The 25,271-nt window shown below is 46.2% G+C and carries 25 protein-coding genes; 3 read left to right on the top strand and 22 right to left on the bottom strand.

The genetic code is table 11. From position 1 onward, the window contains the following. Positions 1–48: 48 nt before the first annotated feature. The 5 genes from BN6465_RS04445 to gpmI form a co-directional block, all read right to left on the bottom strand. The gene (locus BN6465_RS04445; RefSeq protein ID WP_066732075.1) at positions 49–531 is read right to left on the bottom strand and encodes a helix-turn-helix domain-containing protein; all 483 of its coding nucleotides are present in this window, start codon (positions 529–531) and stop codon (positions 49–51) included. Between the two features lie 5 nt (positions 532–536). After that, the gene (locus tag BN6465_RS04440) at positions 537–944 is read right to left on the bottom strand and encodes an SRPBCC family protein (RefSeq protein ID WP_066732073.1); all 408 of its coding nucleotides are present in this window, start codon (positions 942–944) and stop codon (positions 537–539) included. Further along, the gene (locus BN6465_RS04435) at positions 937–2,166 is read right to left on the bottom strand and encodes a cation:proton antiporter (protein ID WP_066732071.1); all 1,230 of its coding nucleotides are present in this window, start codon (positions 2,164–2,166) and stop codon (positions 937–939) included. The genes BN6465_RS04440 and BN6465_RS04435 overlap by 8 nt, the downstream gene beginning before the upstream one ends. A 233-nt stretch (positions 2,167–2,399) precedes the next feature. Continuing rightward, the gene (locus BN6465_RS04430) at positions 2,400–3,689 is read right to left on the bottom strand and encodes an aminotransferase class I/II-fold pyridoxal phosphate-dependent enzyme (protein WP_066732069.1); all 1,290 of its coding nucleotides are present in this window, start codon (positions 3,687–3,689) and stop codon (positions 2,400–2,402) included. A gap of 253 nt (positions 3,690–3,942) precedes the next feature. Then, positions 3,943–5,481 (bottom strand): 2,3-bisphosphoglycerate-independent phosphoglycerate mutase, encoded by a 1,539-nt coding sequence (gene gpmI / locus BN6465_RS04425; protein WP_066732067.1) that lies wholly within the window; start codon positions 5,479–5,481, stop codon positions 3,943–3,945. 224 nt (positions 5,482–5,705) lie between these two features. Between gpmI and BN6465_RS04420 the strand changes: the two genes are divergently transcribed. Further along, a complete protein-coding gene (locus BN6465_RS04420) occupies positions 5,706–6,350 on the top strand; it encodes a flavin reductase (protein WP_066732065.1) in 645 nt (214 codons plus the stop codon). Positions 6,351–6,434: 84 nt separating this feature from the next. Here the strand turns inward: BN6465_RS04420 and BN6465_RS04415 are convergent, their stop codons facing one another. From BN6465_RS04415 to BN6465_RS04375, 9 genes are all read right to left on the bottom strand, one after another. Next, positions 6,435–7,262 carry a Cof-type HAD-IIB family hydrolase gene (locus tag BN6465_RS04415; RefSeq protein ID WP_066732063.1) on the bottom strand — a complete coding sequence of 276 codons (828 nt, stop codon included), beginning with the start codon at positions 7,260–7,262 and terminating at the stop codon, positions 6,435–6,437. A 95-nt stretch (positions 7,263–7,357) separates the two neighbouring features. Then, positions 7,358–8,107: a triose-phosphate isomerase gene (gene tpiA, locus BN6465_RS04410; RefSeq protein ID WP_066732061.1), complete on the bottom strand. Its 750-nt coding sequence runs from the start codon at positions 8,105–8,107 to the stop codon at positions 7,358–7,360. 330 nt (positions 8,108–8,437) lie between these two features. Continuing rightward, on the bottom strand, positions 8,438–9,631 hold the full coding sequence (locus tag BN6465_RS04405) for a phosphoglycerate kinase (RefSeq protein ID WP_066732054.1): 1,194 nt from the start codon (positions 9,629–9,631) through the stop codon (positions 8,438–8,440). A gap of 86 nt (positions 9,632–9,717) precedes the next feature. Further along, entirely contained in the window at positions 9,718–10,731 is a 1,014-nt protein-coding gene (gap, locus tag BN6465_RS04400) for a type I glyceraldehyde-3-phosphate dehydrogenase (protein ID WP_066732052.1), read from the bottom strand. Positions 10,732–10,850: 119 nt separating this feature from the next. Beyond that, positions 10,851–11,654 carry a histidinol-phosphatase HisJ family protein gene (locus BN6465_RS04395; RefSeq protein WP_066732050.1) on the bottom strand — a complete coding sequence of 268 codons (804 nt, stop codon included), beginning with the start codon at positions 11,652–11,654 and terminating at the stop codon, positions 10,851–10,853. 10 nt (positions 11,655–11,664) lie between these two features. Beyond that, complete coding sequence (gene mnmA / locus BN6465_RS04390) at positions 11,665–12,741, bottom strand: tRNA 2-thiouridine(34) synthase MnmA (protein ID WP_066732048.1); 1,077 nt, start codon at positions 12,739–12,741, stop codon at positions 11,665–11,667. A gap of 18 nt (positions 12,742–12,759) precedes the next feature. Continuing rightward, on the bottom strand, positions 12,760–13,203 hold the full coding sequence (nifU, locus tag BN6465_RS04385) for a Fe-S cluster assembly scaffold protein NifU (protein WP_066732046.1): 444 nt from the start codon (positions 13,201–13,203) through the stop codon (positions 12,760–12,762). Positions 13,204–13,232: 29 nt separating this feature from the next. Beyond that, the gene (gene nifS / locus BN6465_RS04380; RefSeq protein WP_066732044.1) at positions 13,233–14,417 is read right to left on the bottom strand and encodes a cysteine desulfurase NifS; all 1,185 of its coding nucleotides are present in this window, start codon (positions 14,415–14,417) and stop codon (positions 13,233–13,235) included. Further along, complete coding sequence (locus BN6465_RS04375; RefSeq protein WP_066732042.1) at positions 14,410–14,853, bottom strand: RrF2 family transcriptional regulator; 444 nt, start codon at positions 14,851–14,853, stop codon at positions 14,410–14,412. The genes nifS and BN6465_RS04375 overlap by 8 nt, the downstream gene beginning before the upstream one ends. Positions 14,854–14,978: 125 nt before the next feature. Between BN6465_RS04375 and BN6465_RS04370 the strand changes: the two genes are divergently transcribed. After that, the gene (locus BN6465_RS04370; RefSeq protein WP_066732040.1) at positions 14,979–16,289 is read left to right on the top strand and encodes a polysaccharide biosynthesis protein; all 1,311 of its coding nucleotides are present in this window, start codon (positions 14,979–14,981) and stop codon (positions 16,287–16,289) included. A 188-nt stretch (positions 16,290–16,477) separates the two neighbouring features. Here the strand turns inward: BN6465_RS04370 and murI are convergent, their stop codons facing one another. Continuing rightward, positions 16,478–17,305, bottom strand: coding sequence for a glutamate racemase (murI, locus tag BN6465_RS04365; protein WP_066732038.1), 828 nt, complete (start codon positions 17,303–17,305; stop codon positions 16,478–16,480). A 134-nt stretch (positions 17,306–17,439) separates the two neighbouring features. Here murI and BN6465_RS04360 point away from each other — a divergent pair, with 134 nt between their 5' ends. Continuing rightward, positions 17,440–17,958 (top strand): GNAT family N-acetyltransferase, encoded by a 519-nt coding sequence (locus BN6465_RS04360; protein ID WP_066732036.1) that lies wholly within the window; start codon positions 17,440–17,442, stop codon positions 17,956–17,958. A gap of 110 nt (positions 17,959–18,068) precedes the next feature. Here BN6465_RS04360 and BN6465_RS04355 read toward each other — a convergent pair whose 3' ends face one another. The 7 genes from BN6465_RS04355 to BN6465_RS04325 form a co-directional block, all read right to left on the bottom strand. After that, positions 18,069–19,061 (bottom strand): hypothetical protein, encoded by a 993-nt coding sequence (locus BN6465_RS04355; protein WP_066732035.1) that lies wholly within the window; start codon positions 19,059–19,061, stop codon positions 18,069–18,071. A 432-nt stretch (positions 19,062–19,493) separates the two neighbouring features. Continuing rightward, positions 19,494–20,285, bottom strand: a complete 792-nt coding sequence (locus BN6465_RS04350) for an NYN domain-containing protein (RefSeq protein WP_066732033.1) — start codon at positions 20,283–20,285, stop codon at positions 19,494–19,496. Between the two features lie 130 nt (positions 20,286–20,415). Then, complete coding sequence (locus BN6465_RS04345) at positions 20,416–20,958, bottom strand: hypothetical protein (RefSeq protein ID WP_066732030.1); 543 nt, start codon at positions 20,956–20,958, stop codon at positions 20,416–20,418. A gap of 111 nt (positions 20,959–21,069) precedes the next feature. Continuing rightward, a complete protein-coding gene (locus BN6465_RS04340; RefSeq protein ID WP_066732028.1) occupies positions 21,070–21,609 on the bottom strand; it encodes an NUDIX hydrolase in 540 nt (179 codons plus the stop codon). Positions 21,610–21,645: 36 nt separating this feature from the next. Further along, positions 21,646–22,482 (bottom strand): type II secretion system protein, encoded by an 837-nt coding sequence (locus BN6465_RS04335; protein WP_066732026.1) that lies wholly within the window; start codon positions 22,480–22,482, stop codon positions 21,646–21,648. Between the two features lie 18 nt (positions 22,483–22,500). After that, on the bottom strand, positions 22,501–23,547 hold the full coding sequence (locus BN6465_RS04330) for a type IV pilus twitching motility protein PilT (protein ID WP_066732024.1): 1,047 nt from the start codon (positions 23,545–23,547) through the stop codon (positions 22,501–22,503). A gap of 31 nt (positions 23,548–23,578) precedes the next feature. After that, positions 23,579–25,261: a GspE/PulE family protein gene (locus BN6465_RS04325; protein WP_066732018.1), complete on the bottom strand. Its 1,683-nt coding sequence runs from the start codon at positions 25,259–25,261 to the stop codon at positions 23,579–23,581. Positions 25,262–25,271: the final 10 nt, after the last annotated feature.

Raw genomic sequence — 25,271 nt, 5'->3', positions numbered from 1 at the left:
AACCCGAAAGATACGCACATGAACGCATCTTTCGGGTTTATTTTTTCCTCACTGCTTATTCTTACGGTTCGTAGCATAAAGATAGATGGAAGACACAAGCCCGACTGCCGCCAGAAGAAAAATATAGATGAGGGGAGCTCTTAATATATAAGATTTCCAGCTGTACAATGCCTCCCCTAACGTGGAAAGTTCTTTCATCTGTATCGATTGTGCGAACATGGGTGTAAACGCAAGGATAATCAAGGACAATATCCCCATAATCAAAGCAAGCAGCCGTTTTCCTGCTCTCTCACTACTTATCTCGTCGGCCTTCATCTCCTGTTTCCCGTATGAGATTTCATCCCGGAGTAAATAATCGGTAGTGATTCCGAATTTTCTACTGATATCCAGCACGGTAGATATATCAGGCAGCTTTCTGTCATTTTCTAAATCCATAATCTCATCCGCTTTCAGGCCCAGCTCTTCGGCCAGCTGCTCTTGCGTAATCTCTTCCCGCTCCCTCAGCGCCTTTAATTTTTCTCCAAACTTCATGATTATTACATCTCCCCTAATCTACTCTTCAGATTATAAACATATTGTTCCTGCATCTTTTTATATGGCTTTAATATACGGCAAAGCAAATCCTTTATAGGATTTCCCAAATCGATTTCCTCAGTAAACTCTATCTGTATCCCTCCTCCGGGCAGCTCTTCAAAGAGTCCAAGCCAAGTTCCCTCCGTATGTGCATTCTTCATCTTAAACGCATATTTTTTTAGAGGTTCCTTGACGGTTATGGTAAAATGCGTAGGATACCCACCTGTAGTGTATTCTGTAAAATGCGTATCATCTTCTATCTCTATTTTTGATAAATCTTTCCTCCAGCTCCAGTCCGTATTGTCGGTCACCGTATCCCACAGTGTCTGTATGTCTGTCTTAAATGTAGCCTTAATCACTGATCTATGCATGCCTGCCTCCTATTTCCTTCTCCATTTTTTCTGCTTTCATCGACTGAAGCATCGCGTATTTTGCACATCCGGGCCCTATCATCTCATATAAAACAGACGATGCCAAGATAATAGTCAAAAGTTTCATCCCTATATCCGGAGGTAAAATGCGCTGCCCCAGAGCGGCCAGACCTATAGCCACGCCCGCCTGTGGAATCAGCCCCAATCCCAAATACTTATAGACATACGGCTCCATATGTGTCATACGGCAAGCTATCCATGCACCAGAATATTTACCCGCAATCCTCACAATAAAGTATACAATTCCTATGATTCCCGCCGTTTTCAGTGAAGACACCGACAGCTTCATCCCTGATTCTATAAAAAATAACGCCATGACTGGAGGGGTGAAATTGTCCAGTTGACGGAATATTTTCTTATCTTTCGTCAAGTTCACATAAACCGCCCCAAAAACCATACAGGACAATAGTGAGGATATCCCTGCTAAAGCACACATTCCCGAAATCCCTAAGAGCCCTGCCAGCAATAGAATCAACCGGCTGTCCTTACTTCTGGCTGGTGTGATTACTTTACTCAGCGCTACCGCACAGAGAATCCCTGCTCCTATGGCCACTACATTATAGGCCAGCGGACGTACCACCTCTTGAAAGGATATACTCCCCTTAAAATCAGCTTTCACGACGGCCGACGCAAGGCTGAAAGCAATCAGGCATACTGCGTCGTCAAGCGCCACTACCTGCAGCAGAATCCGGACGAACTTCCCCTTCGCATGATATTGCTTGATTGTCATAATCGTGCTAGCCGGCGCGGTGGCTGTCGCCACAGCGCCCAGTAAAAGGGCAAAATCCAACGGAACCCGGAACAGGCACAGACTGGCTATAGTCACGAAAACCCCGGCAACAAGAGACTCCATAACGGTTATGATCAGTATCTCTTTCCCTGTCTTGCGCAATTGCTCCAGCTTAAAGTATTTCCCCACTCCAAACGCAATACAAGCCAAGGCGATATCGCTCACGAAGTCCATATGTCCAACAAACTGAGACGATATTAGGCCAATCATATTGGGGCCGATAAGAATCCCGACAATAATGTACCCCGTAACTTTAGGAAGCCGGAATAAATTCGTAACTCTGGTAAACAAAAAGCCAGCTATCATTATAACACATAATGCCAAAAGTACTCCTGCTGTCCCGTTTTCCTCTACCTTCTGAAAAAACGCCATGCAATCACCTCCAACGTTTCCGGGCAGCATGCTATAACGGAACCTTCACTTCTATGCGCTCATTGTACCACTTTGTCGTCAAATAATCTACCCTTGCGGAAATAAAGTGGACAAGTCCACTTTAGCTCCCTATATCCCTCACTCCAGAGGGAATTGTACACTCTGCACATGTTGAAAAAAGAAACCCGGGCGATATCCCGGATTTCTTTAAAATCGTATTATTATCTATTCATTTATCCGGCCTGTTCCAGCAGCTTATCGATGCTTACCAGTTTCACGCTCAGTACAAAAACCTTTGCAGCCGTCATAAGCTCTTCCGGTGTCGGGAAGGACGGCGCAATACGGATATTGCTGTCTTTTGGATCCTTTCCATAAGGGAAGGTAGCTCCCGCTCCGGTCATCACCAGACCCGCCTCTTTTGCTTTGGCTACAATCGCCTTCGCACAGCCTTCCAATGCGTCAAATGAGATGAAATATCCGCCCTTCGGCACAATCCATGAGCCTATGGCCAAACCTCCCAGCTCCTCCTCTAAAACTTGAACTACCGTCTCGAATTTCGGCCGCATAATGTCCGCATGTTTCTTCATATGCGCTTTCATGCCGTCTATATCTTTAAAAAACCTTACATGGCGAAGCTGATTCACCTTATCATGTCCGATTGTCTGTATTGACATGGATTTCCGGATTTCCTTGAGATTCTTCTCGGAAGCGGCTATAGCTGAGATACCTGAGCCGGCAAAGGTAATTTTGGATGTAGAGCTGAATTTATAAACCATATCGGGATGGCCTTGCTTTTCGCACTCTGCCAAAATTTCCAGCAGACAATCCTGTTCTTCCTCATAGAGGTCATGAATGCCATATGCATTATCCCAGAATATGCGGAAGTCCCCGGCTGCGGGAGTCAATCCGGCAAATCTCTGAACTGTTTCCTCTGAGTAAGTAATTCCCTGCGGATTGGAATACTTGGGTACACACCAGATTCCCTTGACAGACTCGTCATGATTCACATACTGCTCTACCATATCCATATCGGGGCCTTGCGGCGTCATCGGAATATTAATCATCTCTATCCCAAAATGTTCCGTGATAGCAAAATGCCTGTCATATCCCGGTACCGGACAGAGAAACTTTACCTTATCAAGCTTCGCCCAAGGCGTACTTCCCAAGATGCCGTGTGTCATAGCACGTGACACCGCGTCATACATAATATTCAAACTGGCATTCCCACAAACAATAACATGATCCACAGATACTTCCATCATATCAGCCATAAGCTGTTTTGCTTCCTTAATACCATCCAGCACGCCGTAGTTACGGCAGTCTGTGCCATCCTCGCCGATAAGCGGAGTTCCACTGTTCAATACATCCATCATCCCCATGGACAAGTCCAGCTGTGCTTTGGAAGGCTTGCCTCTTGACATATCCAGTTTAAGTCCCTTCCCTTTCACCTCTTCAAATTCTTTTGTAAGTCCATTCTTTAAATCCAGCAATTCTTCTTTGGTCAAATCTTTATATGCAGTCATTTTGCAACCTCCCGTTAATTTCACTGTATGTTAGTATAACGAAATAATGACATTTCGTCAATAGATTCTTGCATTTTCAGTTATATTTTTGCCATTTTATGTAGTTTTTCACTGCAAATATGAAATTTATTATCCTAATTTATTCATTTTTGTTTTTTTAGAACAAAGTTTCCTATGTTATTAAAAAAGGGATATACACATGCGCGTATATCCCCGATTATATATCTTTTCCGTTTTACCTTCATCTGAGCGGCTATTTTGTAAGCAGAGACTTGCCTGTCATCTCCTCCGGCTGTTTCATTCCCATCAATTCTATCAACGTAGGCGCAATATCTGCCAGACAGCCTCCTTCCCGCAGTTTATAAGCCGGGTCTGCGTTCACAAGGATAAACGGCACCGGATTCGTCGTATGAGCGGTAAAAGGTTCTCCTGTCACATCGTCAATCAATTGTTCCGCATTACCGTGATCCGCGCAGATAAACATCTGCCCGTCCACTTCTTTCACTGCGTCCACGGTACGCCCTACGCAGGCATCCACGGCCTCAATGGCTTGGACAGCGGCATTCTCAACGCCTGTATGGCCTACCATATCCGGGTTGGCAAAATTAATAATAATAACATCATATTTTCCTGACTTGACAGCCTCTACCAATTTATCACACACTTCATACGCGCTCATCTCAGGCTTCAAATCATAAGTGGCGACCTTTGGAGATTTGACGAGAATCCGGTCCTCCCCCTCATTTGGTTCTTCCACTCCTCCATTGAAGAAAAATGTGACATGGGCGTATTTCTCTGTCTCCGCTATTCTGGCCTGTTTTAAGCCATTAGCCGCAAGGAATTCGCCAAATGTGTTGGTGATTTCATCCTTCACAAAGGCCACCAATTTGTTTCCGATAGTCACGTCATATTCTGTAAAGCATACATAAGTAGTCTTTACTCTTTCCCCTCTGTCAAATCCAGCAAACTCATCATCGCAGAAGGTTCTGGTGATTTCCCTCGCGCGGTCCGGGCGGAAGTTAAAGAATATGATAGAGTCTCCGTCTTTGATAGTCGCCGTAGGCTTTCCATCTTTCATCACAACAGTTGGCATTACAAATTCATCTGTCTCTTCCTTGTCATAGGACTGCTGTACTGCCTGAACCGCATCGGAAGCCTCCACGCCTTCTCCCCTTACCATCGCATTATATGCCTTTTCAACACGCTCCCAGCGGTTGTCACGGTCCATTGCGTAGTAACGGCCCATCACCGTGGCCACTTCCCCGATACCAAGCTCTGCCATCTTTTCCGTAAGCTCCTGCACGTAGTCCTTCCCGGATGCAGGCGGTGTATCACGCCCATCAAGGAAGCAGTGTACATATACCTTTGACAGTCCCTGACGCTTTGCCAGTTCCAGAAGTCCATATATATGTGTATTATGGCTGTGGACACCGCCGTCAGATACCAGTCCGAACATGTGGAGCGCCGTGCCATTATCCTTTGCATTTCTGCATGCTTCGATAAGTGCAGGGTTCTCGAAAAAGTCTCCGTCAGATATAGACTTCGTAATCTTTGTCAAATCCTGATATACAATTCTTCCCGCACCCATATTCAAATGGCCGACCTCTGAATTCCCCATCTGTCCTTCTGGCAGCCCGACAGCCATTCCGCTTGCATTTCCTTTTACAAAGGGACATTCTGCCATCAATTTATCCATAACCGGTGTGTTGGCCTCTGCCACCGCATTGCCGGTTGTCTTGTCATTTAAACCGTATCCATCTAAAATCATTAAAACCGTTGGTTTTTTACTCATCTTTGTACACTCCTTCGCAATTTTGGTTTCACTCGTTCCAACTTTGTATTTTACATGATTTTGAAAGTATATGCAATAGATTGTGAAATATTTACCAGCCTAAGGACTAAAATATTGGTTATTAAGAATGTTTCTTAAATAATTGCATAAACTAATTGACAAACATTGCCAATATGATATAATAACAGTAATCATTACTAATTTATATTTTAAGGAGGATACACATGAATACAAATATTTTCAGAAACATGTCCTACGGAGTTTATATTGTGGGAACGATGGATCAAGATCGGCCTACCGGATGTATCGCCAACAGCATCATGCAGATTACTTCGTCCCCTGCTACAATAGCAGTCAGCATCAATCATGATAACTATACAAATTCATGTATCGAAAAAACCGGGCGTTTTTCTTTCTCCATCCTCTCAGAGGAATCTCCGGCAGACTTGATTGGAACATTTGGGTTCCAATCCGGAAAAGATGTGAATAAATTTGACAGTGTAGACTACGAGATGGTGGAAGGTGTGCCTGTTGTAAAAAACACTTGTGGTTATGTCGTATGCAAAGTCATCGATAAAATGGAAACCGCTACCCACACCGTCTTCCTTGGGGAAGTCATAGCCGCCGAGACATACGAAGGCGCCGCGCCGGAGATGACATACGCTTATTATCACAAAGTAGTAAAGGGGAAAAGCCCGAAAAACGCACCTACTTATCTTCCGGATGAAGAGGTATCACAATCTACCACAAAAGTGTCTTATGTCTGTCAGGTATGCGGCTATGTCTTTGAAGGCGATCCACTCCCCGCAGATTTTATCTGCCCGGTATGCAAACAAGGCGCCGACAAGTTCAAGCGTGTAGAAGTTTAATAGTAGCATATGCATAGTTCTGCCACATGCCTGTGTATGAACACGGTCTCCAGAGGGCTCCTTTTAAATAGGCAGCCCTCTGCTTCATAGCTCCTCGTGGAGCAGTTTCTCAATGGCGGCCGCCACACCGTCATCTACATTACTGGCTGTCCTGTATCTGGCCGCTTCTTTAATTTCCTCTGTAGCATTCTCCATAGCATAGGAGTAACCTGCGGTGCGCATCATCGCAAGATCATTGTTGGCATCTCCAAAGGCCATCACCTCACTTGTGCTTATGCCTAGCAGCCGGCAAAGCCCTCTGGTTCCCTCTCCCTTGTCGACACCTTTCAAGTTAATCTCCATATTACCGGGCAGGGATGAGGTAACGGCAAATTCCGTCCTGCACGACAGTTCCCGTGTCAGGCCTTCAATACTCTCCTCCGGCGTCTGTATGACATCGAACTTCTCCAACGGTTTCCCCTCGAGAAATTCAGGCAGTGAATCTACAACAATCATGTTCTCTGTCAGTTCCTCCAAGAAGGACTGGGGAATCCATTCATTGACGAATCTTTCCCTTGCCTCCTTCTCAATATAAGAATATCCTTCGTAATACACTTCGAATACTGCCCTGTACTGTTTCAGCAGATCATAAAGAGGCTTCCACAAGGTGTACGGAATCTCCCCCACCTGCGTCTGCTCTCCCGTACGGTTATTCATAAGCGCTGCGCCGTTGGACATCATCACATAATCTATGGCATCTGTCTGCCTCAATACGTTTTTCAGCACACCGTAAGTCCTGCCGCTCCCCAACGCGATGGTTATTCCCCTCTGGGCCGCTTTCTCTAAAGCTGTTTTATTTCTCTCTGAAATCGTCTGGTGGTCTTCCCCCAGTAAAGTTCCATCCAGATCCGTTATAATCAGTTTTATCGGCATTCCGCCCTCCCTTTGCCTCCTCCTGTAAAGAAGGGATGAACATTTCTGCTCATCCCCACTTTGGAAATCATCATGTATATCATATTGTTATCGGCTTATTTATAATTGACGATTTTACCGAAATCTGGCTTTAATGCCGCTCCACCTACAAGACCGCCATCGATGTCTGGCTGTGCAAATAACTCAGGAGCTGTAGCCGCATTGACAGAACCGCCGTACTGGATACGGATTGCTTCGGCTGTCGCCTCGTCGTAAATCTCTGCAATACATGCACGGATATCTTTGCAGACTTCCTGTGCCTGTTCTGTTGTAGCTGTCTTTCCGGTTCCGATTGCCCAAATCGGCTCATATGCGATAACTGCAGTCTTCGCCTGCTCCGCTGTCACATTCTGGAATCCAACCTTAACCTGCTGACGGATAAAATCCATCGTCACGCCCTGTTCTCTCTGCTCCAGAGACTCTCCACAGCACATAATCGGAGTGATACCATGTTCAAAAGCTTTGAGCATCTTCTTATTCACGGTCTCATTCGTCTCTGCGAAGTATTCTCTTCTCTCAGAATGTCCAAGGACAACGTATTTAACACCTACATCTGTAAGCATTGCCGGAGAAATCTCTCCTGTGTATGCGCCCTTCTCTTCATAGTACATATTCTCAGCGCCCACCTCGATGTTGCTTCCCTTAGCAGCTTCCATAACAGGAATGATATCGATAGCCGGCACACAGAACACAACGTCTGCGTCCTCTGTCGCTACGAGTGGTTTTAATGTATTCACTAATTCAACAGCCTCTGTCGGAGTCATATTCATCTTCCAGTTGCCTGCAATAATTTTTCTTCTTGCCATTTTATTGTTCTCCTTTTTTATTGTACGGGTATGTTCACCTTACTAGAATCACTCTCGCCTGCCGCTCGAGTTCACCAAGTGCGGTGAACTAAGTAAACGCTAGGCTCGAAAGGACCTCGCCAAGCACGGGGATGTTCACCTTACTAGGCTCACTCTCGCCTGTCGCTCGAGTTCACCAAGTGCGGTGAACTAAGTAGACGCTAGGCTCGAAAGAACCTCGCCAAGCAGGGGGATGTTCACCTTACTAGGCTCACTCTCGCCTGTCGCTCGAGTTCACCAAGTGCGGTGAACTAAGTAGACGCTAGGCTCGAAAAGACCTCGCCAAGCTTTCTACTTATCATTAGCGGCGGCTACGCCGGGTAGTTCTTTGCCTTCGAGGAATTCTAGGGATGCTCCTCCTCCTGTGGAGATGTGGGTCATCTTATCGCCGTATCCGAGCTGGTTTACGGCTGCTGCTGAATCGCCGCCTCCGATGATTGTGACAGCGTCTGTCTCAGCCAGGGCTTTGGCAACTGCTTCTGTTCCTGCTGCGAATTTCGGCATCTCGAATGCGCCCATCGGTCCGTTCCAAACTACTGTTTTAGCTTCTTTTACGGCCTCTGCGTACAATTTTGCAGTCTCCGGTCCGATGTCAAGGCCTTCCCAATCATCCGGAATCTCGCCACGTCCGACAACTTTTGTATTAGCATCGTTTGAGAAATCGTCTGCAATTACGTTATCAACCGGAAGAAGTAACTTAACGCCCTTTTCTTCGGCCTTCTTAATCATATTCAATGCATACTCGCAGTAATCTTCTTCCAGTAAGGATTTGCCGACACTTCCGCCCTGTGCCTTGCTGAATGTATAGGACATACCGCCGCCGATAATCAAAGTATCCACTTTATCAAGCAGGTTCTCGATTACAGAAATCTTGCTGGAAACCTTTGCCCCGCCCAAAATTGCTACAAACGGTCTTGCCGGATTGTTCACCGCATTGCCGAGGAAGTCGATTTCTTTCTGCATTAAGTAACCAACTACGGCCGTATCCACATACTGCGTAACTCCCACGTTAGAGCAGTGCGCTCTGTGAGCGGTACCAAATGCGTCATTTACAAAAACATCACATAAAGATGCAAGTTCTTTGGAGAAAGCTTCTCCGTTCTTTGTCTCCTCAACTCTGTAACGTGTGTTTTCAAGAAGGATAACGTCACCGTCGTTCATCGCTTCCACAGCCGCCTTAGCGTTCGGCCCTACCACCTCTGGGTCTGCAGCGAACTTCACTTCCTGACCTAAAAGCTCGGATAATCTAGCGGCTACCGGTGCCAAGGACAATTCCGGCTTCGGTTCTCCCTTCGGCTTGCCCAGATGTGAACAGAGAATTACCTTTCCCCCATCTGCAATTAATTTTTTGATGGTGGGAAGAGCCGCCACAAGACGATTCTCATCTGTAATCTTTCCATCGATCAACGGCACATTAAAGTCACATCTTACAAGAACCTTCTGGCCTTTTACGTTAATGTCATCTACTGATTTTTTATTAAGCATAAAATCACGCCTCCTACATTTGATTATTTTTAGTACAGAAAAGGCCCGGCCCAAATAAGACCGGACCCTAAGTGAGTCTTTTCGGTTTACAGCAATGTTCCGAAATGTTTGATTGTTCTTACCATCTGGCTTGTGTAAGAATTCTCATTGTCATACCAAGAAACAACCTGAACTTCTGTAGTTCCGTTGTCTAACGGCATAGCCATTGTCTGAGTAGCATCGAACAATGAACCATAGTTCATTCCAACGATATCGCTGGATACGATTTCATCTGTGTTGTATCCGAATGATTCATCAGATGCTGCCTTCATAGCTGCATTGATTTCATCAACAGTTACAGTTCCGTCAACTACTGCTGTAAGGATTGTTGTAGAACCTGTCGGTGTAGGAACACGCTGAGCAGATCCGATTAATTTACCATTTAATTCAGGGATAACTAAACCGATAGCTTTTGCTGCACCTGTGCTGTTCGGCACGATATTAACTGCTGCTGCACGGGATCTTCTCAAATCACCCTTTCTCTGCGGTCCGTCAAGTGTCATCTGATCGCCTGTGTAAGCGTGGATTGTGCACATGATACCGGATTTGATCGGTGCCAAATCGTTCAGAGCTTTTGCCATAGGTGCAAGACAGTTTGTTGTACAAGAAGCAGCAGAGATGATATGATCATCTTTTGTGAGCTGGTCATGGTTTACATTGTATACGATAGTCGGAAGGTCATTTCCAGCCGGTGCGGAAATAACAACTTTCTTAGCGCCCGCTTTCAGATGAGCGGAAGCTTTATCTTTGGATGTGTAGAAGCCTGTACACTCCAGAACTACATCTACACCAATCTCTCCCCAAGGAAGTTCAGCTGCGTCAGCTTTTGCGTAGATTTTGATTTCTTTTCCGTCTACTGTGATAGAGTCTTCGCCAGCTGTTACTTTATCAGCTAATACGTATTTTCCCTGTGTTGAGTCATATTTTAATAAGTGAGCTAACATTTTCGGGGAAGTCAAGTCGTTGATTGCTACTACCTCATATCCCTCTGCTCCGAACATTTGTCTGAATGCAAGACGTCCGATACGTCCAAATCCATTGATTGCTACTTTTACTGCCATGATTTAGTCCTCCTAAAGTTTTTCATTGTTAAAGTTTCATCAACCATGTTTTATTGTACTAAATTCAAAACAAAAATTCAAGTGTCTTTTGCATTTTTATAAGGACGTGCTATCAATTATCACGGAATCTTCTTAAAAATCGGCTTTCTGTCCGCAAATTCCGTATAATATTTGAAGCCGCAGCCTTCTAAAATTGCATGAACCCGCTGGAAATCATAAGCTATATGTTCCGGTCTGTGGGCGTCCGCCCCCACCGTGATGATCTCGCCTCCAAGCTCTCTGTAACGCTTTAAGACCTCGGGATGCGGATGGGCAAAGGGCAGGCCGTACTTAAAGCCGGCCATATTCAGCTCTATCCCCTTTCCGTGCTCAATCAAAAAACGAAGAATCTCATCAATCACAGGTGCGAACTGCTTATAGGAATATGCGCGTTCTTTCTCTTTTCCGTAGCGTACCACATAGTCAATATGGCCCAGCACGTCAAAGTCATGAAACACTTGGATATCCCGAAGTGTTTCCTCCAAGGTCATCCGGTAGCCCTCCTCGTCGCTGATTTCTGCAAAAAAATCCGGATAGTAGGGGTCCTTCCCGCCCACCACGTGGACGGAGCCAATGACAAAATCAAAAGGATATTCCTTTGTATACCGGGTGAAGAACCCACCCAGATGGGGCTGCAGCCCCAGTTCTATTCCTATCTTAATGTCAAGCCTGCCTTCGTATTTTCCCCGCAGCTCTTCCATCACCTTAAAATACTTTTCTGTGTCCACAACGGATTCTTCTCCGTCTATCTTATAGTCCTTATCTTCGTGATCCGTAAAGCATATTGTCTCAAGCCCCTTCGCGATGGCCCCTTCGGCCATAGATTCCGGTGAAGCATTGGAATCCTTTGAAAAAAAGGTATGCATATGATAGTCTGCCCGCATCGTTTTCCTCCTATTTAATCGTACCGCCTCCGAGCACGTAATCTCCGTCATAGAGTACCAGAGCTTGTCCGGGCGTCACCGCCCTCTGTGCTTCATCAAATACACAAAGTATCTCATCTTCCCCGGTGCGCTTCACTGTGCACCAGGCTCCTCTATGGTTATAGCGTATCTTTGCAAAAACCCGCTGTTCCGTATCGATGGATTCCTGAGCCATAAAATTCAACTGATTGGCACGTACTTCATGCGTCATGGATTCCTCATTAGTGCCGATTACTACCTCATTGGTGCCGGGGCGGATCTCCAGCACAAAAGCCGGATGCCCAAGAGCCAATCCTAGTCCCTTCCGCTGGCCCACCGTGTAATGAGTGATTCCTTTGTGCTGCCCCAGTACAACTCCGTCGGAAGTGACAAAATTACCGGGTTTAATTTCACCGCCGAATTCTTTTTCTATGAATGCCGCATAATCTCCGTCCGGCACAAAGCAAATATCTTGACTGTCGGGCTTTCCCGCCACCTGCAGATGAATCTTCTCCGCAATCCCACGAATCTCATCCTTTGAGTATGCTCCTACCGGCATCAGCGTCCGGGCAAGCTGCTCCTGCGTCAGATTGTATAAGGCATAGGTCTGGTCTTTCATCTTCGTCGCCGAATGGCGGATAGCATATCTGCCGTTACTCAGCTTTTCCACCTGTGCGTAGTGGCCGGTGGCAATATAGTCCGCCCCAATCTCCATACTGCGCTTCAGCAGCGATTCCCATTTTACATAGCGGTTGCAGGCAATGCACGGATTCGGAGTCCGGCCGTTTACATATTCCTGAACAAAGTAGTCAATCACGTTTTCTTTGAATTCTTTCTTAAAGTTCATCACATAATAAGGGATATCCAATTGGGCCGCCACTCTTCTGGCGTCATCTACCGCGCTCAAACCGCAGCATCCTCCGTTTTCTTCCAGAACCATCTGCGGCTCATCCTGCCATATCTGCATCGTCACTCCGATAACATCATACCCCTGTTCTTTCAGCAAATATGCCGCCACCGAGGAGTCGACTCCCCCGGACATACCTACTACCACTCTTTTTTTCTCCATAAGTTTCTCCGTAATAAATTAGTATTCTTCTTCCTCGTCCTCTTCCCCTTCATGGATATCAGATTTCGGTTTTTCAAGTCCCTCTATCTCAATACCATTTTTCTGGGCGTAGTCCCAAAGCGCGGCGTGAATAGCCTCCTCTGCCAGCAGAGAACAGTGTACCTTCACCGGAGGCAGCCCGTCAAGCGCTTCCATCACAGCTTTATTTGTAATCTTCATAGCCTCATTGATGTGCTTTCCTTTCACCAGCTCCGTGGCCATACTGCTAGTAGCCACAGCCGCTCCACATCCGAAGGTCTTAAATTTCACGTCGTTGATGATTCCGCTGTCGTCGATGTCAAGATAGATTCTCATGATATCGCCGCACTTTGCGTTTCCTACCGTGCCAACGCCGCTGGCGTTTTCGATTTCTCCCATATTTCTCGGATGTTCAAAGTGATCCATTACTTTTTCTGTATACATTATATTTTTCCTCCTATTATCAATGGAATTTATTTTTTCTCTTTACGCATAAAATCTTCATAGAGCGGTGACATATTGCGCAGATTTTGTACAATTTCTTTCAACTGCTCCACAACATAATCCATCTCTTCTTTTGTGTTTTCTTCATTTAAAGTCAGCCGCAATGAACCGTGCGCGATTTCATGGGGCAGGCCTATAGCCAGAAGCACGTGGGACGGGTCCAAGGAACCTGATGTGCACGCTGAACCGCTGGAACCGCATATCCCCGCCATATCAAGACGGATGAGCAGGGATTCTCCTTCTATGAACCGGAAGCTGAAATTAGCATTGTTGGGAAGCCTCTTTACCGCATGCCCGTTCAGTCTTGTGTAAGGGATTTCCTCAAGGACTCTCTTGATGAGATAATCTCTGAGCTCTGTCTCTTTTATGGCACGCGCATTCATTGTAGCGGCCGCACGCTTTACTGCAGCCCCCAGCCCTACGATGCCCGGCACATTCTCAGTACCCGCCCGCCGCTTTCTCTCCTGCGCGCCGCCGTGTATGAAGGAGCGTATTTTGACGCCCTTTCGGATATATAAAAATCCAATTCCCTTCGGCCCGTTCAGCTTGTGTGCGCTTGCGCTAAGCATGTCGATGTGATATTCATCAACTTGAATCGGAATCTGTCCAAATGCCTGCACCGCATCTGTATGGAACAAAATATCATGTTCTTTGGCAATCTCTCCAATCTCCTTGATTGGCTCTATGGTTCCGATTTCATTGTTGGCGAACATGACAGAAATCAGAATAGTATCTGGACGAATGGCACGTTCCAATTCCTCAAGATTTACAAGTCCGTCTTCATCCACATCCAGATATGTTATCTCAAACCCTCTTGTCTTGAGGTACTCTGCCGTATGAAGAATCGCATGGTGCTCGATTTTAGTCGTGATAATATGTTTCCCTTTCCCCTCGTAGGCTTCCGCCGCCGCTTTCAAAGCCCAGTTATCGGCCTCAGAGCCGCCTGCGGTAAAATAAATCTCATTGGGCTGTGCTCCCAGCGTATCCGCGATGATTTCTCTCTGTGTTGTAATCACGTCTTTATTCTGTGCGGCAAAACTATAAACACTGGATGGATTCCCATAATATTCCGTAAAGTATGGAATCATTGCCTCTAAAACTTCGGGCGCGGTCTTTGTCGTGGCCGCATTATCTAAATATATCAATTTACTCATTGTCTTTTCCTCCTTTGCCGGCAGACCTGCTCTTTTCTACCAGCGTACTGATTTTAATCTCGTCCACCGCCTGTGTCATGCTCTCGTTGAGCTTCTGCCAGACATACTTCGTGACACAGCTCTCCTTCACCGAGCACTCCTCCTCCGGGTGGAAGGCAGCACACACTACAGGTTCCAGACTGCCTTCCAGCGCCCGGAGTACCTCACCTGCAGATATCTCCTCCGCCTTTCTGGCAAGTATATAGCCGCCGCCAGCGCCGCGGATACTTTTCACCAGCCCGGCTTTCTTAAGCTTCGCCATCAGCTGCTCCAGATACCGCTCCGATATATCCTGTCTCGCAGAAATACTGTTGATCGAGACTGGCGCTTCTTCACTGTATATAGCCAAATCTATAAATGCCCGCAGTCCATATCGTCCCTTCGTAGAAATCTTCAAATCTTCACCTTCCTTATTCCTAGTTATTTACTAGGATTTAATCCAATTAGAGAATAACATCCTATATTTGTTCTGTCAAGGCTATTTATAGAATATGTTATAACAAGCTTAAATAAGGAGTTTCTATGTCGCGTAAACAAGCTCTTTTAAGGGGTACTTTTATTTTAACAGCAACCGGAATCGCTACCCGGCTCATGGGATTTTTTTACCGGATTTTTCTAAGCCGGACTTTTCATGCGGAGGGCGTCGGCCTATATCAGCTTATATTCCCGGTATACGCTCTGTGCTTTTCCTTTACCGCCGCCGGCATCCAAGTTGCCCTGTCAAGAATCGTAGCCAGCCGTATTTCTCTTCACCAAGAACGGGAGGCTGTCCTGACACTGCGTGTATCGCTCTTTTTGACCGTTATTCTATCCGCAGCCGCCACTTTGTTCTTACAGCACAATGCCAGATGGATTGCCTCTGAACTCCTGAGTGACAAAAGGTGTGCCGACCTTCTTGTGGCCATGTCCTGGTCGTTTCCTTTTGCAGCGGTACACAGCTGCATATGTGGCTATTATTTCGGGAAAAAGCAGACCAAGGTACCTGCCATATCCCAGCTTCTTGAGCAGTTCGTCCGCATATTTTCTGTATGGTTCTTTTATAAGATTGGCCTGCACTATTCTTCTGAAGTACATATTACCATTGCTGTCTTCGGCCTTGTGTGCGGGGAAGTTGCGGCCGCCGCATACAGTGCATGGATGTTGAAGCGGACTATCGCAGAACACCGGGGCAGATTTATGGAATACTTCCGGCCTGCCGGAGAGCTGCTCCGCCTGTCGGTTCCTTTGACGGCAAACCGGGTGTTGCTCAACGTTCTTCAGAGTGTAGAAGCCGTGTCCATCCCTCTGCGCCTGCAGTCCCACGGGCATACATTGTCAGAATCACTAAGTATATACGGTGTGCTGACCGGTATGGCCCTGCCATGTATTATGTTTCCCTCGGCCATAACCAATTCCGTATCTACTATGCTTCTTCCGACCGTAGCAGAAATTCAGGCTACCGCAGACAGGGGCGAATTAAAAAAATTAGTTCAGAAGGTAATTATATCCTGCTTCACTTTAGGCATCTTCTGTATGCTAGGTTTCTTTATATTAGGAAATTGGATTGGAACCGTTATCTTTCACAGCCCCGAAGCAGGGAAGTTCATTCTTACCATGTCGTTCATCTGCCCGTTCCTTTACACGAACACTACGCTGACCAGCATCATCAACGGTCTGGGCAAGACTACAACCTCCTTCTTCATCAATACGTTTGGGCTTCTGGTGCGCATAGGAAGCGTATTCTTCCTGATACCCATGTTTGGTATTCTGGGCTACCTGTGGGGAATGCTGGCAAGCCAGCTGGTAGTGACTGTGTGGGCAATGGCTGTCCTCGCCAGATATCTTAAAAAATAACTTAAAAAAGAGTCTGACAAGTCAGACTCTAGCGCTGACGCGCTGTCACTTTAGTGACATCTTCCTCCTAAGCGTCATGCGCATCCCAAGCGGAGCGTTTTTTGTACAATAGGATAGTTCTTCGAACTATCCTATTGTACAAAAAGGGAGTGCCTTGCCGGCACCCCCTTTCCCATCATAAAGCAGCTTTAATATTCTTCAATATTAATCTGCTTCGTTGTCTCAATATCATAAGGAAGGATAGAATTCGCGAACTGCTTGAATTTGTCAGCAGCATCACTGACGTAAAACGAATATGTCGCATGCTCCTCTTCTAAAGTTTCATTGGCCATGTCATTGTCTTCCAAGATTTTTTTCAAATCCATCGCCGTCTCATAGGCCGGGTTCACAATATGTACCTGTTCTCCCATATATTCCCTCACACGTGTCCGCAGCAGGGGATAATGAGTGCAGCCTAATATCATTGTGTCAATATCAGACTCCTTCATAGATTCTAGATAATAATCAATAATCTCGCCCGTTACATTATGCTTAGAAAAACCCTCTTCCACAAGCGGAACAAACAGCGGGCATGCTTTGCCGATCACGGATACCTCAGGATCCATCTCCTTCATAATCTTCGTATACATCTCACTGCGGATAGTGGCTTCTGTTCCGATTACTCCAATCTTCTTACTCTCTGTGGCCTGCACGGCGGCTCTCGCCCCCGGTATTACTACCCCAATCACCGGTATCTCCGTCTCCTGCCGGACTACGTCCAAAGCCAGCGCGCTGGCTGTGTTGCACGCAATGACAATAGCCTTCACCGATTGTGTACGGAGAAAACGGATAATCTGTCTGGAAAAACGAATAATATTGTTCTGCGATTTACTTCCGTACGGCACTCTGGCCGTATCGCCAAAATAAACGATATGCTCCTTCGGCAGCTGGCGCATAATCTCCCTTGCGACCGTCAGACCGCCTACCCCTGAATCAAACACACCAATCGGCGCATTTTTATTACATTTTATACTCACAGTATGGATTCTCCTTTTTCATTTCTGTAGTTTTTATTGTACCCGCTCTCCCTCTACATTTCAAGTATATTTCAGTTACCGTTTTCAATTCCGGGCTTTATGTGCTATACTGACAAGAAAAGGAGGTTTTACAAATGGGAAATATCGTTTACAGAGAACCAACAGTGGATGACGCAGAGGAAATCGTAGCTTTTTATAACCGTGTAGGCGGGGAAACTACATATTTAAGCTTCGAAAAAGACGAGTATCCACTGGATGTGGAAGGCTCCAGAGCATCTATCAAAGATACGGCCAAATCCCCCAACAATTATATGCTCCTCGCTCTTGATGACAACAGAATCATCGGAATCGGTACTATAAGCTCCAGCTGGAAAATCAAGAGCCGCCACTGTGGAGAATTGGGAATTGTGGTAGAAAATGCCCATCAAGGCCAAGGCATCGGCAGCGAGATTATCCGCCGCCTGATTGAGTGGTGCCGCGGAAACGGAATTACGACAAGAATCCAGCTCGACACAAGATGCGACAACGAACTCGCTGTAAAATTGTACCAGAAATTCGGCTTCCAGATTGAAGGCCGTCTCCCCAATACTACATTACTGGACGGAAAATATTATGACTTGTATGTTATGGGGCTTATGTTAGAAGAAATGTAGACTGGAATCATGAAACTTAGACAGAGGATGCGCCACGCGGCGGAAGCGTGGCACATCCTCTTATACACTAGCTTCTGGACTTAAATCTTAGCATATGCGCGCAGGCATCACTAAGGAGAGAGAACGCCTGCGTACCTCTCAAAATACTGCTCAGCGTCTTGTCTGGACAGGGAAAGCCGCTTCATCAGCTTAGCGATTATCTGTTCCTTGTTCTTCCTTTCTTCCAGATTATCCAGAATCAGCGCCTCGATTCCCCGCTCAATTCCTTTCTCAATTCCCTTCTCTTCTACATACTCGCTCAAATTACACATGAGTCTCATCTCCTTCTCCAGACCATACTCCATCACTATCTCAAAATCATCCTGCAAAATCCTGACTTTTGCCTCTCCGCTTATTTCCGGTGAGAGCAGCACATTTAGCAATTCTGTCAGCCTATTCTGTCTCTTCGCACCGTCTATCCATTCTTTACTGTTCAGGCACACCATTACTACCGAAATTTTATCATACTCCTTTGGAATATCTGGCATTCCGGGGACAATATCCTTCTTTTCCATGCTGTATTTGGCAACCGCATTGCCGATGTAGTCCGGGGCAGCCATACAAATCCAGACCGAGCACACCTTCTTGATACTATCATAATCCGGCGCCACAAATTCTCTTCCCTGCTGCGCGGAGAGCATTCTTGCCCCGTAGTAGATTCCCCTCGTCACCAGACTGTATCCGGGCCGGAATCTTGTCTGTGCTTCAACGTTAATGATAACCTTGATTTTCTCTTTCCCTTTCGGATAACAGGCAAAGAAACGAATATCATAGGTAACGCTTCCCTCGTTGGGAATCTTATCCTCCTGCGCAAGTCCTGTTACCTTCTCGTTCGCCGGGGTCTTGCGGTTTGTTTCACCGGGATTCATCCCGACCGTACCAATCTCCGGTTCTCCTTCAATACACTCCACGATCTCATCCACAGAAAAAAGTGCGAACTCCTTCATAGTATATTTCATAATCCATGCGAGGATAATCTTATTCCCCAGCACTCGTTTACATTGCGCATCATATTGAATCTTCAGAGAATCATCTGACATTTCTCTAAAAATCTCTTTCTTCATATGTTGTTCCTTTCTTAAATTATACAAAATATCGTTTTCTCGTACAAGTCAATTACAGCAATATTCAATTTTTCTCACGCAATGTTTTAAGTACACCTCTTAACGGGCGCACACTTTAACGTTATTTCTCACAACCACGGTAACTGCTCCGAATACGGAGCGTCGAAATGTTAATTTAACGGCTGAACAGGCATGGAATGCCTTCCGCTAAAGAATAAAATTATAATAGCATAAAACACTAGAGCCTTGCAACTGAAATACTGATTATCCAACGGTGAAATGGTAAGTCTCGGTGGCCACATATAATAATTTAGGTATAAGATGGGCGTGTCCGCCGAAATTGCTCCCGGCGGACACGAATTTTATGCCTATTCTATACCATTCATGGACACTTTGGGATATTGGCGGTTCTTCCGGAACTCGGCACACTCCCTACTTCTTAGACTTCAACCGTATATAAATCTGTTTCTGTCCGCTTCCGTTGGACATTTTTCCAATCTCATAGTCTCCCAAGGACTTTACAAAGGGTGTAAGCTTAGAGAATCCGTAGTTTCTGACGTCAAAATCGGGCAGACGCTTCGACAACTGGTCACCGAGCTTTCCTGAAAACAGCCACCCGTCTTCATCTGAAAATTTATTGATAATCGCATTGATCGTATGTCGTATGCGTTTCAAATCTTTTTCTTTTAGGCCTTCATTTTTATGTCTGGCATGGAGATTATCCAAAGTCTTCTCCTCTGTCTCTGTATGGCGTTCTGCCGCCTCCTCTTTTTCTTCCTCCTGCTGGTTAGAGTAAAGAAGATCAAGATACTTAAACTGATTGCATGCTGAGATAAAAGGTTTGGGTGTCTTGCTCTCCCCCATCCCTATCACCTGCATCCCTGATTCTCTGAGACGTGCCGCCAATCTTGTGAAATCGCTGTCCGAAGATACAATACAATATCCATCCACTGTGCCAGAATACATAATGTCCATGGCATCTATTATCATAGCGGAGTCTGTAGAATTCTTTCCGGTCGTATAGCTGTATTGCTGCATCGGTATAATTGAATTTTCCAGCAGCACTTGTTTCCAAGAGGCCAGCTGAGGACTTGTCCAATCCCCATAAATCCGCTTATAAGTTGCCACTCCATTGTTGGCAGTCTCGTCTAAAATAATCTTAATATATCTGTCCGATATATTGTCCGCATCTATTAAAATCGCGAATCTCAAATCACTTTCCATTTTGTTCCTCCAATTCTCTCATTTCCGTACCTTAATAATCACACATTTTCATTATACCGTATCCTACTACAATTTCCAATAAAAAGAAAACAGAAGTTCCTCTCATTTTCGACAAGCCTCCATACTATACTTACATCACCACATCCATGAACCACCTTACGATTCCCGGATTTAAGTACATTTCTGTTATAATTCCCGCACCCATCATCAAAATCACAAAGACTGTCTTTGTACTGTTCCACCGTGACTCCGGGTATTTGTACAGATACCATAAAAGCATAGCGTATGACATGATGTAAAAAATCAGCTGTGGGAATATTCCCGCCAGACAGAGGAGCATCCCCTTTGCCCCCATGCGGAGTACCGCCCCCACAGCCAGAACACCTCCCGAAAAGCCTGTCCAGAGCAGGCAGGCTACCGCTGCGGCTTTGCGCAGTCTCGTACACCCCAGCAGCGCGACTGCCACAAAGGGAAGCACCCGCCATTGAAGAAGATACAAAAAGTAATCTTCAATCACTATCTTCGTCTGGGTATACTGGTTCAAAAAATATTCATGGAAAATTCCTGTCATAGTGATATAGTTTCGGGCTATAAAATTGGCATATAATATGCCGCACAAAAAACCCAGCATATAAAGAATGACAAAGTAATTCTTTCTTTGATGTATCCTCACAGTTAATCCTCCTGTCCGCCAGATACTTCATTATATGCCGGGTTTTATTTAATATTCTGATGTTGGGGGTAAAACACTCTTTGACCCTGATGTCTACGGATTTCTCATGTTTTACCTGTTGTACTTTGCGTCATAGGCCAGCAAAGCGGCGACTGTTTTAGAATCTTCGATCTCTCCCGTAAAAATCTTCTGTTTCAATTCTTCTATCGTAAACTTCTCAACATTGACGAACTCATTGTCATCCAAGTGCTGCTTTGTGGAAATCAAGTTCTTAGCCACATACACCTCAATCCGTTCATTGCAGAATGCCACCGTTGTCCGAAGTGTAATCAGCCACTCTAACTCCTCAGATCGGTACCCCGTCTCCTCCTCCAGTTCCCTTGCGGAGCATTCTTTCCCCGGCTCCTCCGGTTCGTCCAGCGCGCCAGCCGGTATCTCGAGTGTGAACCGCTCGAGAGCGTTGCGGTATTGGCGCACCATGATGATTTTACCGTCTTCCGCAACCGGAACGACTGCCGCCGCCCCACGGTGATGGATATAGTCCCATTCCTCTTTATTCCCATTTGAAAATTCCATATGGTCGCGGTACATATCTACAATGGTGCCCCGCTGCACTAATTCACGTTTTACACGCTTTATATCTTTTTCCATCTTACTCTCTTTTTAACTCCTTTTTTCAGAACATTGTTATTGCTTCGGATGAATTTCTTCCCAGCACCATGCGGGTGGCTGCGTAGCTCTTGCCGCCGCATCGACTGCCAGATAATATTTTCCTTCTTTGCTGTATACCTCTCCTAATTGAATTGACGATTGGCCTATATATGGTCTAACTTCCTCCGTGTTCAGCTTATACGCATGCCCTGATAGATTTCCACCATTATACCACATTCCTGAATGTACATAATATATTTCTCCTCCAGATTTGTAAATACCTCTTGGTACTGTGACTCCGTTCCCTCCGCCATTTTTAAGCATTTCATCAATATCTCCGACGGCTTCGAAAGTTACGTCGCCGACCTGATACTCCAATCCGGTACTCTGTCCGGGCTTCTCCGGAGTCTCTCCCGTCCCCGGCCCCACATCCGGTGTACCGGCTTCTCCTCCGCCTGTGCCATCTCCAGACTCGCCACCTCCCTCGGTCTTCCCTTCTATCCGATACTCTCCATTCTCATATATTACAACAATCCCTCGTTTAGAAGTATATTTAAGATAAGTAACTTTACCGTCCACTGCTGTAACTGTATTTACGATCCCCGGCACTTCAGACAGCTCTTTGATTTCCGTCAAATCAAAAACCACAGTAGTATTGCCTTTCCCGTATTCCTCTGAGGCTTTGACCTGTGCCGCAAGCACCGCCTGCCGGCATTCCAGAAGAGCGGTCTTTTCATGGGCCTTATCGATATATCCGGTCAGAGAAGGTATCAGCATTCCTGCAAGAATGGCGAGAATGACCAGCACAACTATCAGCTCCACCAGCGTGAAACCACCTTTATTCTCTTTCAGCTTCCTCAAACGTTCTCTCATGACAGTCCCCTCTATATTTTACAGATACTGTTTTAAATCATTTCTATCGTTGCTGTACTTAGCTGCGTCCTCCTGCGCTATCATGCCTGTCCGCACAAGTCTGGCTAAATCGTGATTCAGAGTATGCATACCGCTTCCAGCGCCGGACTGCATAATAGTGTTCATCTGATGGCACTTGTTTTCCCGTATCAGATTCAAAGTGGCATCTGTTCCTATCAAAATCTCCGTTGCCGGAACCCGCGCGCCCCCGTCCCGTGTCGGAATCAGAGTCTGAGTGATTACACCGTTCAATATACCGGCAAGCTGTGTCCGTATCTGATTCTGGCTGTTTGCAGGACAAGCGTCTATAATACGGTCGATGGTCTGGGCCGCGCCGGTCGTATGGAGGGTGGACAGTACCAGATGACCGGTCTCAGCCGCTGTCACAGCCGCAGATATGGTTTCATAGTCACGCATCTCTCCCACCAATATTACATCCGGGTCTTCACGGAGGGCACTGCGCAGTGCGGAAGCAAAGCTCTTTGTGTCTGCGCCCACTTCCCGCTGATGAATAATAGAGCGTTTTTGTTGATATACATACTCTATCGGATCTTCAATCGTTATAATATGCTCCGCCCTTGTGCGGTTCACATAATCAATCATCGCTGCCAAGGTAGTAGATTTTCCGCTTCCTGTCGGGCCTGTCACAAGAATCAGGCCTCTTGGGCGTCCCGCCAATTCCTCCAGCACATGCGGCAAATGAAGCTCCTCCAGCGTAGATATCTTATTATCGAGGAGACGGATTGTAGCTGCCGCCTTCCCCTGCTGACAGAATACATTGACACGCTGACGGTTCCCGTCTGACGTCTGGATCGCGAAATCGATATCTTCCCCGCTGTTCAGACGTTCTTCCTGCTTCTTACGCAGCATGGAAAGTATGGTTGCCCTCGTCTCACCGCCCGACATCTGAAGCGGGCTCTGGGTCAGCTTTCCACAAATACGGAATGTCATGGGCAGGCCCTCGGAAATATGAATATCGGAAACTCCCATTTCCCTTGCTTTTAGTATAATTTTATCTATCTCCATTCTCTTCCTCCCAATTTCATAATCTGTCTATTTATGAGTCATAATATGTAACTTTCCACAGCTCATCCATTGTCGTAACCCCCTCTGTGACAAGTCTGGCGGCGCTCTGTCTCAAAGTCTCCATCCCCTGCTCTTTCATAGCATACTCCTGTATTTCCTCCGCAGTCCTTCCTTCGGAAATCATGGCGCGCATAGTCCTGTCAATCACGGCCAGTTCATGGATGGCAACACGGCCCTGATATCCTGTGTTTGTACATTTAGGGCATCCTTTCGCCTTTTTAATGAAACGGACTTCCTCACCGAGGATTTCCCGCTCCAATTCGCTTGTCTCAACTGTCTCGGCACACTCCGGACAAACTTTTCTCATCAGACGCTGTGCCACAAGCCCAACCAGTGAATTGGCTACCAGATATGGCTCCAATCCCATGTCTATAAGGCGGACAATGGATGAGACCGCATTGTTCGTATGCAGAGTTGACAGCACCAGATGTCCGGTAATGGCCGCACGCACTGAAATAGAGGCCGTCTCATTATCTCTTGTCTCTCCTACCATGATAATATCAGGATCCTGTCTGAGCAGAGCCCGAAGCCCTGCTTCAAAACTCAGCCCGGCCTGATTATTCACCTGCATCTGATTTATCTTTGGCAGATTTTTTTCAACCGGGTCTTCAATCGTTGAAATATTTACATATCCTCTCGCAAGAGACTCCAGTATCATATAGAGTGTTGTTGTTTTTCCAGAACCAGTAGGCCCTGTCATGTATATAATTCCATTGGGCGACTTCAAAAGAGGCGCGAACTTTTTATAATTTTCCTCCGTCATACCGAATGTCCCTTTGTGGTCAATGGGCGCCCGGTTGCTGAGGAGACGGATGACCGCCTTCTCGCCGAAAACCGTGGGGATGACCGAGACACGCATATTTACATCGTCTCCATCCACCTTCATCTTGAAATGTCCGTCCTGAGGGATACGTTTCTCTGCAATATCCATATTGCCTACAATCTTAATACGGGCGATAAGCGGAGCATGGAGAGACCGCTTCAGCGTCACATACTCCACCAATGTACCGTCGATTCTCATGCGGACGACCGTTTTGAATTCAAACGGCTCTATATGAATATCACTGGCATTGGTGTTGTAGGCCCGCATGATTAGGCTGTTCAAAAGCTTGATTACCGGGACATCACTGTTGCTCTCCTCGTCTATCTCATCGATGAACGCCAGCTCCTCCTCCGCCTGCTCCATACTCTCATTGGCCTGACTGGCAGCCTGCTTTGCGGATACCTCCGCATAAAAATATTCCAGCGCGCGTTTCAGCGGCATGAGCTCTGCCAGATGAACTTCCAGCTGCATTCCGGTCAGCTGCCTTACATCCTCCAACGCATAAAGATTCAACGGATCATTTACGATCACTGCAAGACTCTGCTCTTTGATTTCATAAGCAAGAATATGATATTTTTCCGCAAGCTGTCTGGGAATCTTTGCCACCGCCTGTGTGTCCACCGATAAATCGGAAATATTTACCACGTCTATCTGCATACGGGCCGCCAGAGCTTCCAGCATCTGGGATTCTTTTATATATCCCAGCTCAATCAATATTTCCCCGAATCTTTTATCCCGGTGTTCTTTCTGATATTCCACAGCCTGATCAAGCTGTTCGCGGGTGACATATCCCTGCTGTTCCAGCACATCGCCAATTCGAATACTCTTCATATTTCTTCCT

Source organism: Bariatricus massiliensis, assembly GCF_900086725.1.
GTDB classification, from domain to species: Bacteria; Bacillota; Clostridia; order Lachnospirales; family Lachnospiraceae; genus Allocoprococcus; species Allocoprococcus massiliensis.
Note: the sequence above shows the minus strand (reverse complement) of the source record. Positions and strands in the feature narration are given on the sequence as shown.

Bases quoted from the DNA above. Each gene is read 5' to 3' on its own strand.
- BN6465_RS04445 (WP_066732075.1), bottom strand. From the start codon at position 531: ATGAAGTTTGGAGAAAAATTAAAGGCGCTGAGGGAGCGGGAAGAGATT.
- BN6465_RS04440 (WP_066732073.1), bottom strand. From the start codon at position 944: ATGCATAGATCAGTGATTAAGGCTACATTTAAGACAGACATACAGACA.
- BN6465_RS04435 (WP_066732071.1), bottom strand. From the start codon at position 2,166: ATGGCGTTTTTTCAGAAGGTAGAGGAAAACGGGACAGCAGGAGTACTT.
- BN6465_RS04430 (WP_066732069.1), bottom strand. From the start codon at position 3,689: ATGACTGCATATAAAGATTTGACCAAAGAAGAATTGCTGGATTTAAAG.
- gpmI (WP_066732067.1), bottom strand. From the start codon at position 5,481: ATGAGTAAAAAACCAACGGTTTTAATGATTTTAGATGGATACGGTTTA.
- BN6465_RS04420 (WP_066732065.1), top strand. From the start codon at position 5,706: ATGAATACAAATATTTTCAGAAACATGTCCTACGGAGTTTATATTGTG.
- BN6465_RS04415 (WP_066732063.1), bottom strand. From the start codon at position 7,262: ATGCCGATAAAACTGATTATAACGGATCTGGATGGAACTTTACTGGGG.
- tpiA (WP_066732061.1), bottom strand. From the start codon at position 8,107: ATGGCAAGAAGAAAAATTATTGCAGGCAACTGGAAGATGAATATGACT.
- BN6465_RS04405 (WP_066732054.1), bottom strand. From the start codon at position 9,631: ATGCTTAATAAAAAATCAGTAGATGACATTAACGTAAAAGGCCAGAAG.
- gap (WP_066732052.1), bottom strand. From the start codon at position 10,731: ATGGCAGTAAAAGTAGCAATCAATGGATTTGGACGTATCGGACGTCTT.
- BN6465_RS04395 (WP_066732050.1), bottom strand. From the start codon at position 11,654: ATGCGGGCAGACTATCATATGCATACCTTTTTTTCAAAGGATTCCAAT.
- mnmA (WP_066732048.1), bottom strand. From the start codon at position 12,741: ATGGAGAAAAAAAGAGTGGTAGTAGGTATGTCCGGGGGAGTCGACTCC.
- nifU (WP_066732046.1), bottom strand. From the start codon at position 13,203: ATGTATACAGAAAAAGTAATGGATCACTTTGAACATCCGAGAAATATG.
- nifS (WP_066732044.1), bottom strand. From the start codon at position 14,417: ATGAGTAAATTGATATATTTAGATAATGCGGCCACGACAAAGACCGCG.
- BN6465_RS04370 (WP_066732040.1), top strand. From the start codon at position 14,979: ATGTCGCGTAAACAAGCTCTTTTAAGGGGTACTTTTATTTTAACAGCA.
- BN6465_RS04360 (WP_066732036.1), top strand. From the start codon at position 17,440: ATGGGAAATATCGTTTACAGAGAACCAACAGTGGATGACGCAGAGGAA.
- BN6465_RS04355 (WP_066732035.1), bottom strand. From the start codon at position 19,061: ATGAAGAAAGAGATTTTTAGAGAAATGTCAGATGATTCTCTGAAGATT.
- BN6465_RS04350 (WP_066732033.1), bottom strand. From the start codon at position 20,285: ATGGAAAGTGATTTGAGATTCGCGATTTTAATAGATGCGGACAATATA.
- BN6465_RS04340 (WP_066732028.1), bottom strand. From the start codon at position 21,609: ATGGAAAAAGATATAAAGCGTGTAAAACGTGAATTAGTGCAGCGGGGC.
- BN6465_RS04335 (WP_066732026.1), bottom strand. From the start codon at position 22,482: ATGAGAGAACGTTTGAGGAAGCTGAAAGAGAATAAAGGTGGTTTCACG.
- BN6465_RS04330 (WP_066732024.1), bottom strand. From the start codon at position 23,547: ATGGAGATAGATAAAATTATACTAAAAGCAAGGGAAATGGGAGTTTCC.
- BN6465_RS04325 (WP_066732018.1), bottom strand. From the start codon at position 25,261: ATGAAGAGTATTCGAATTGGCGATGTGCTGGAACAGCAGGGATATGTC.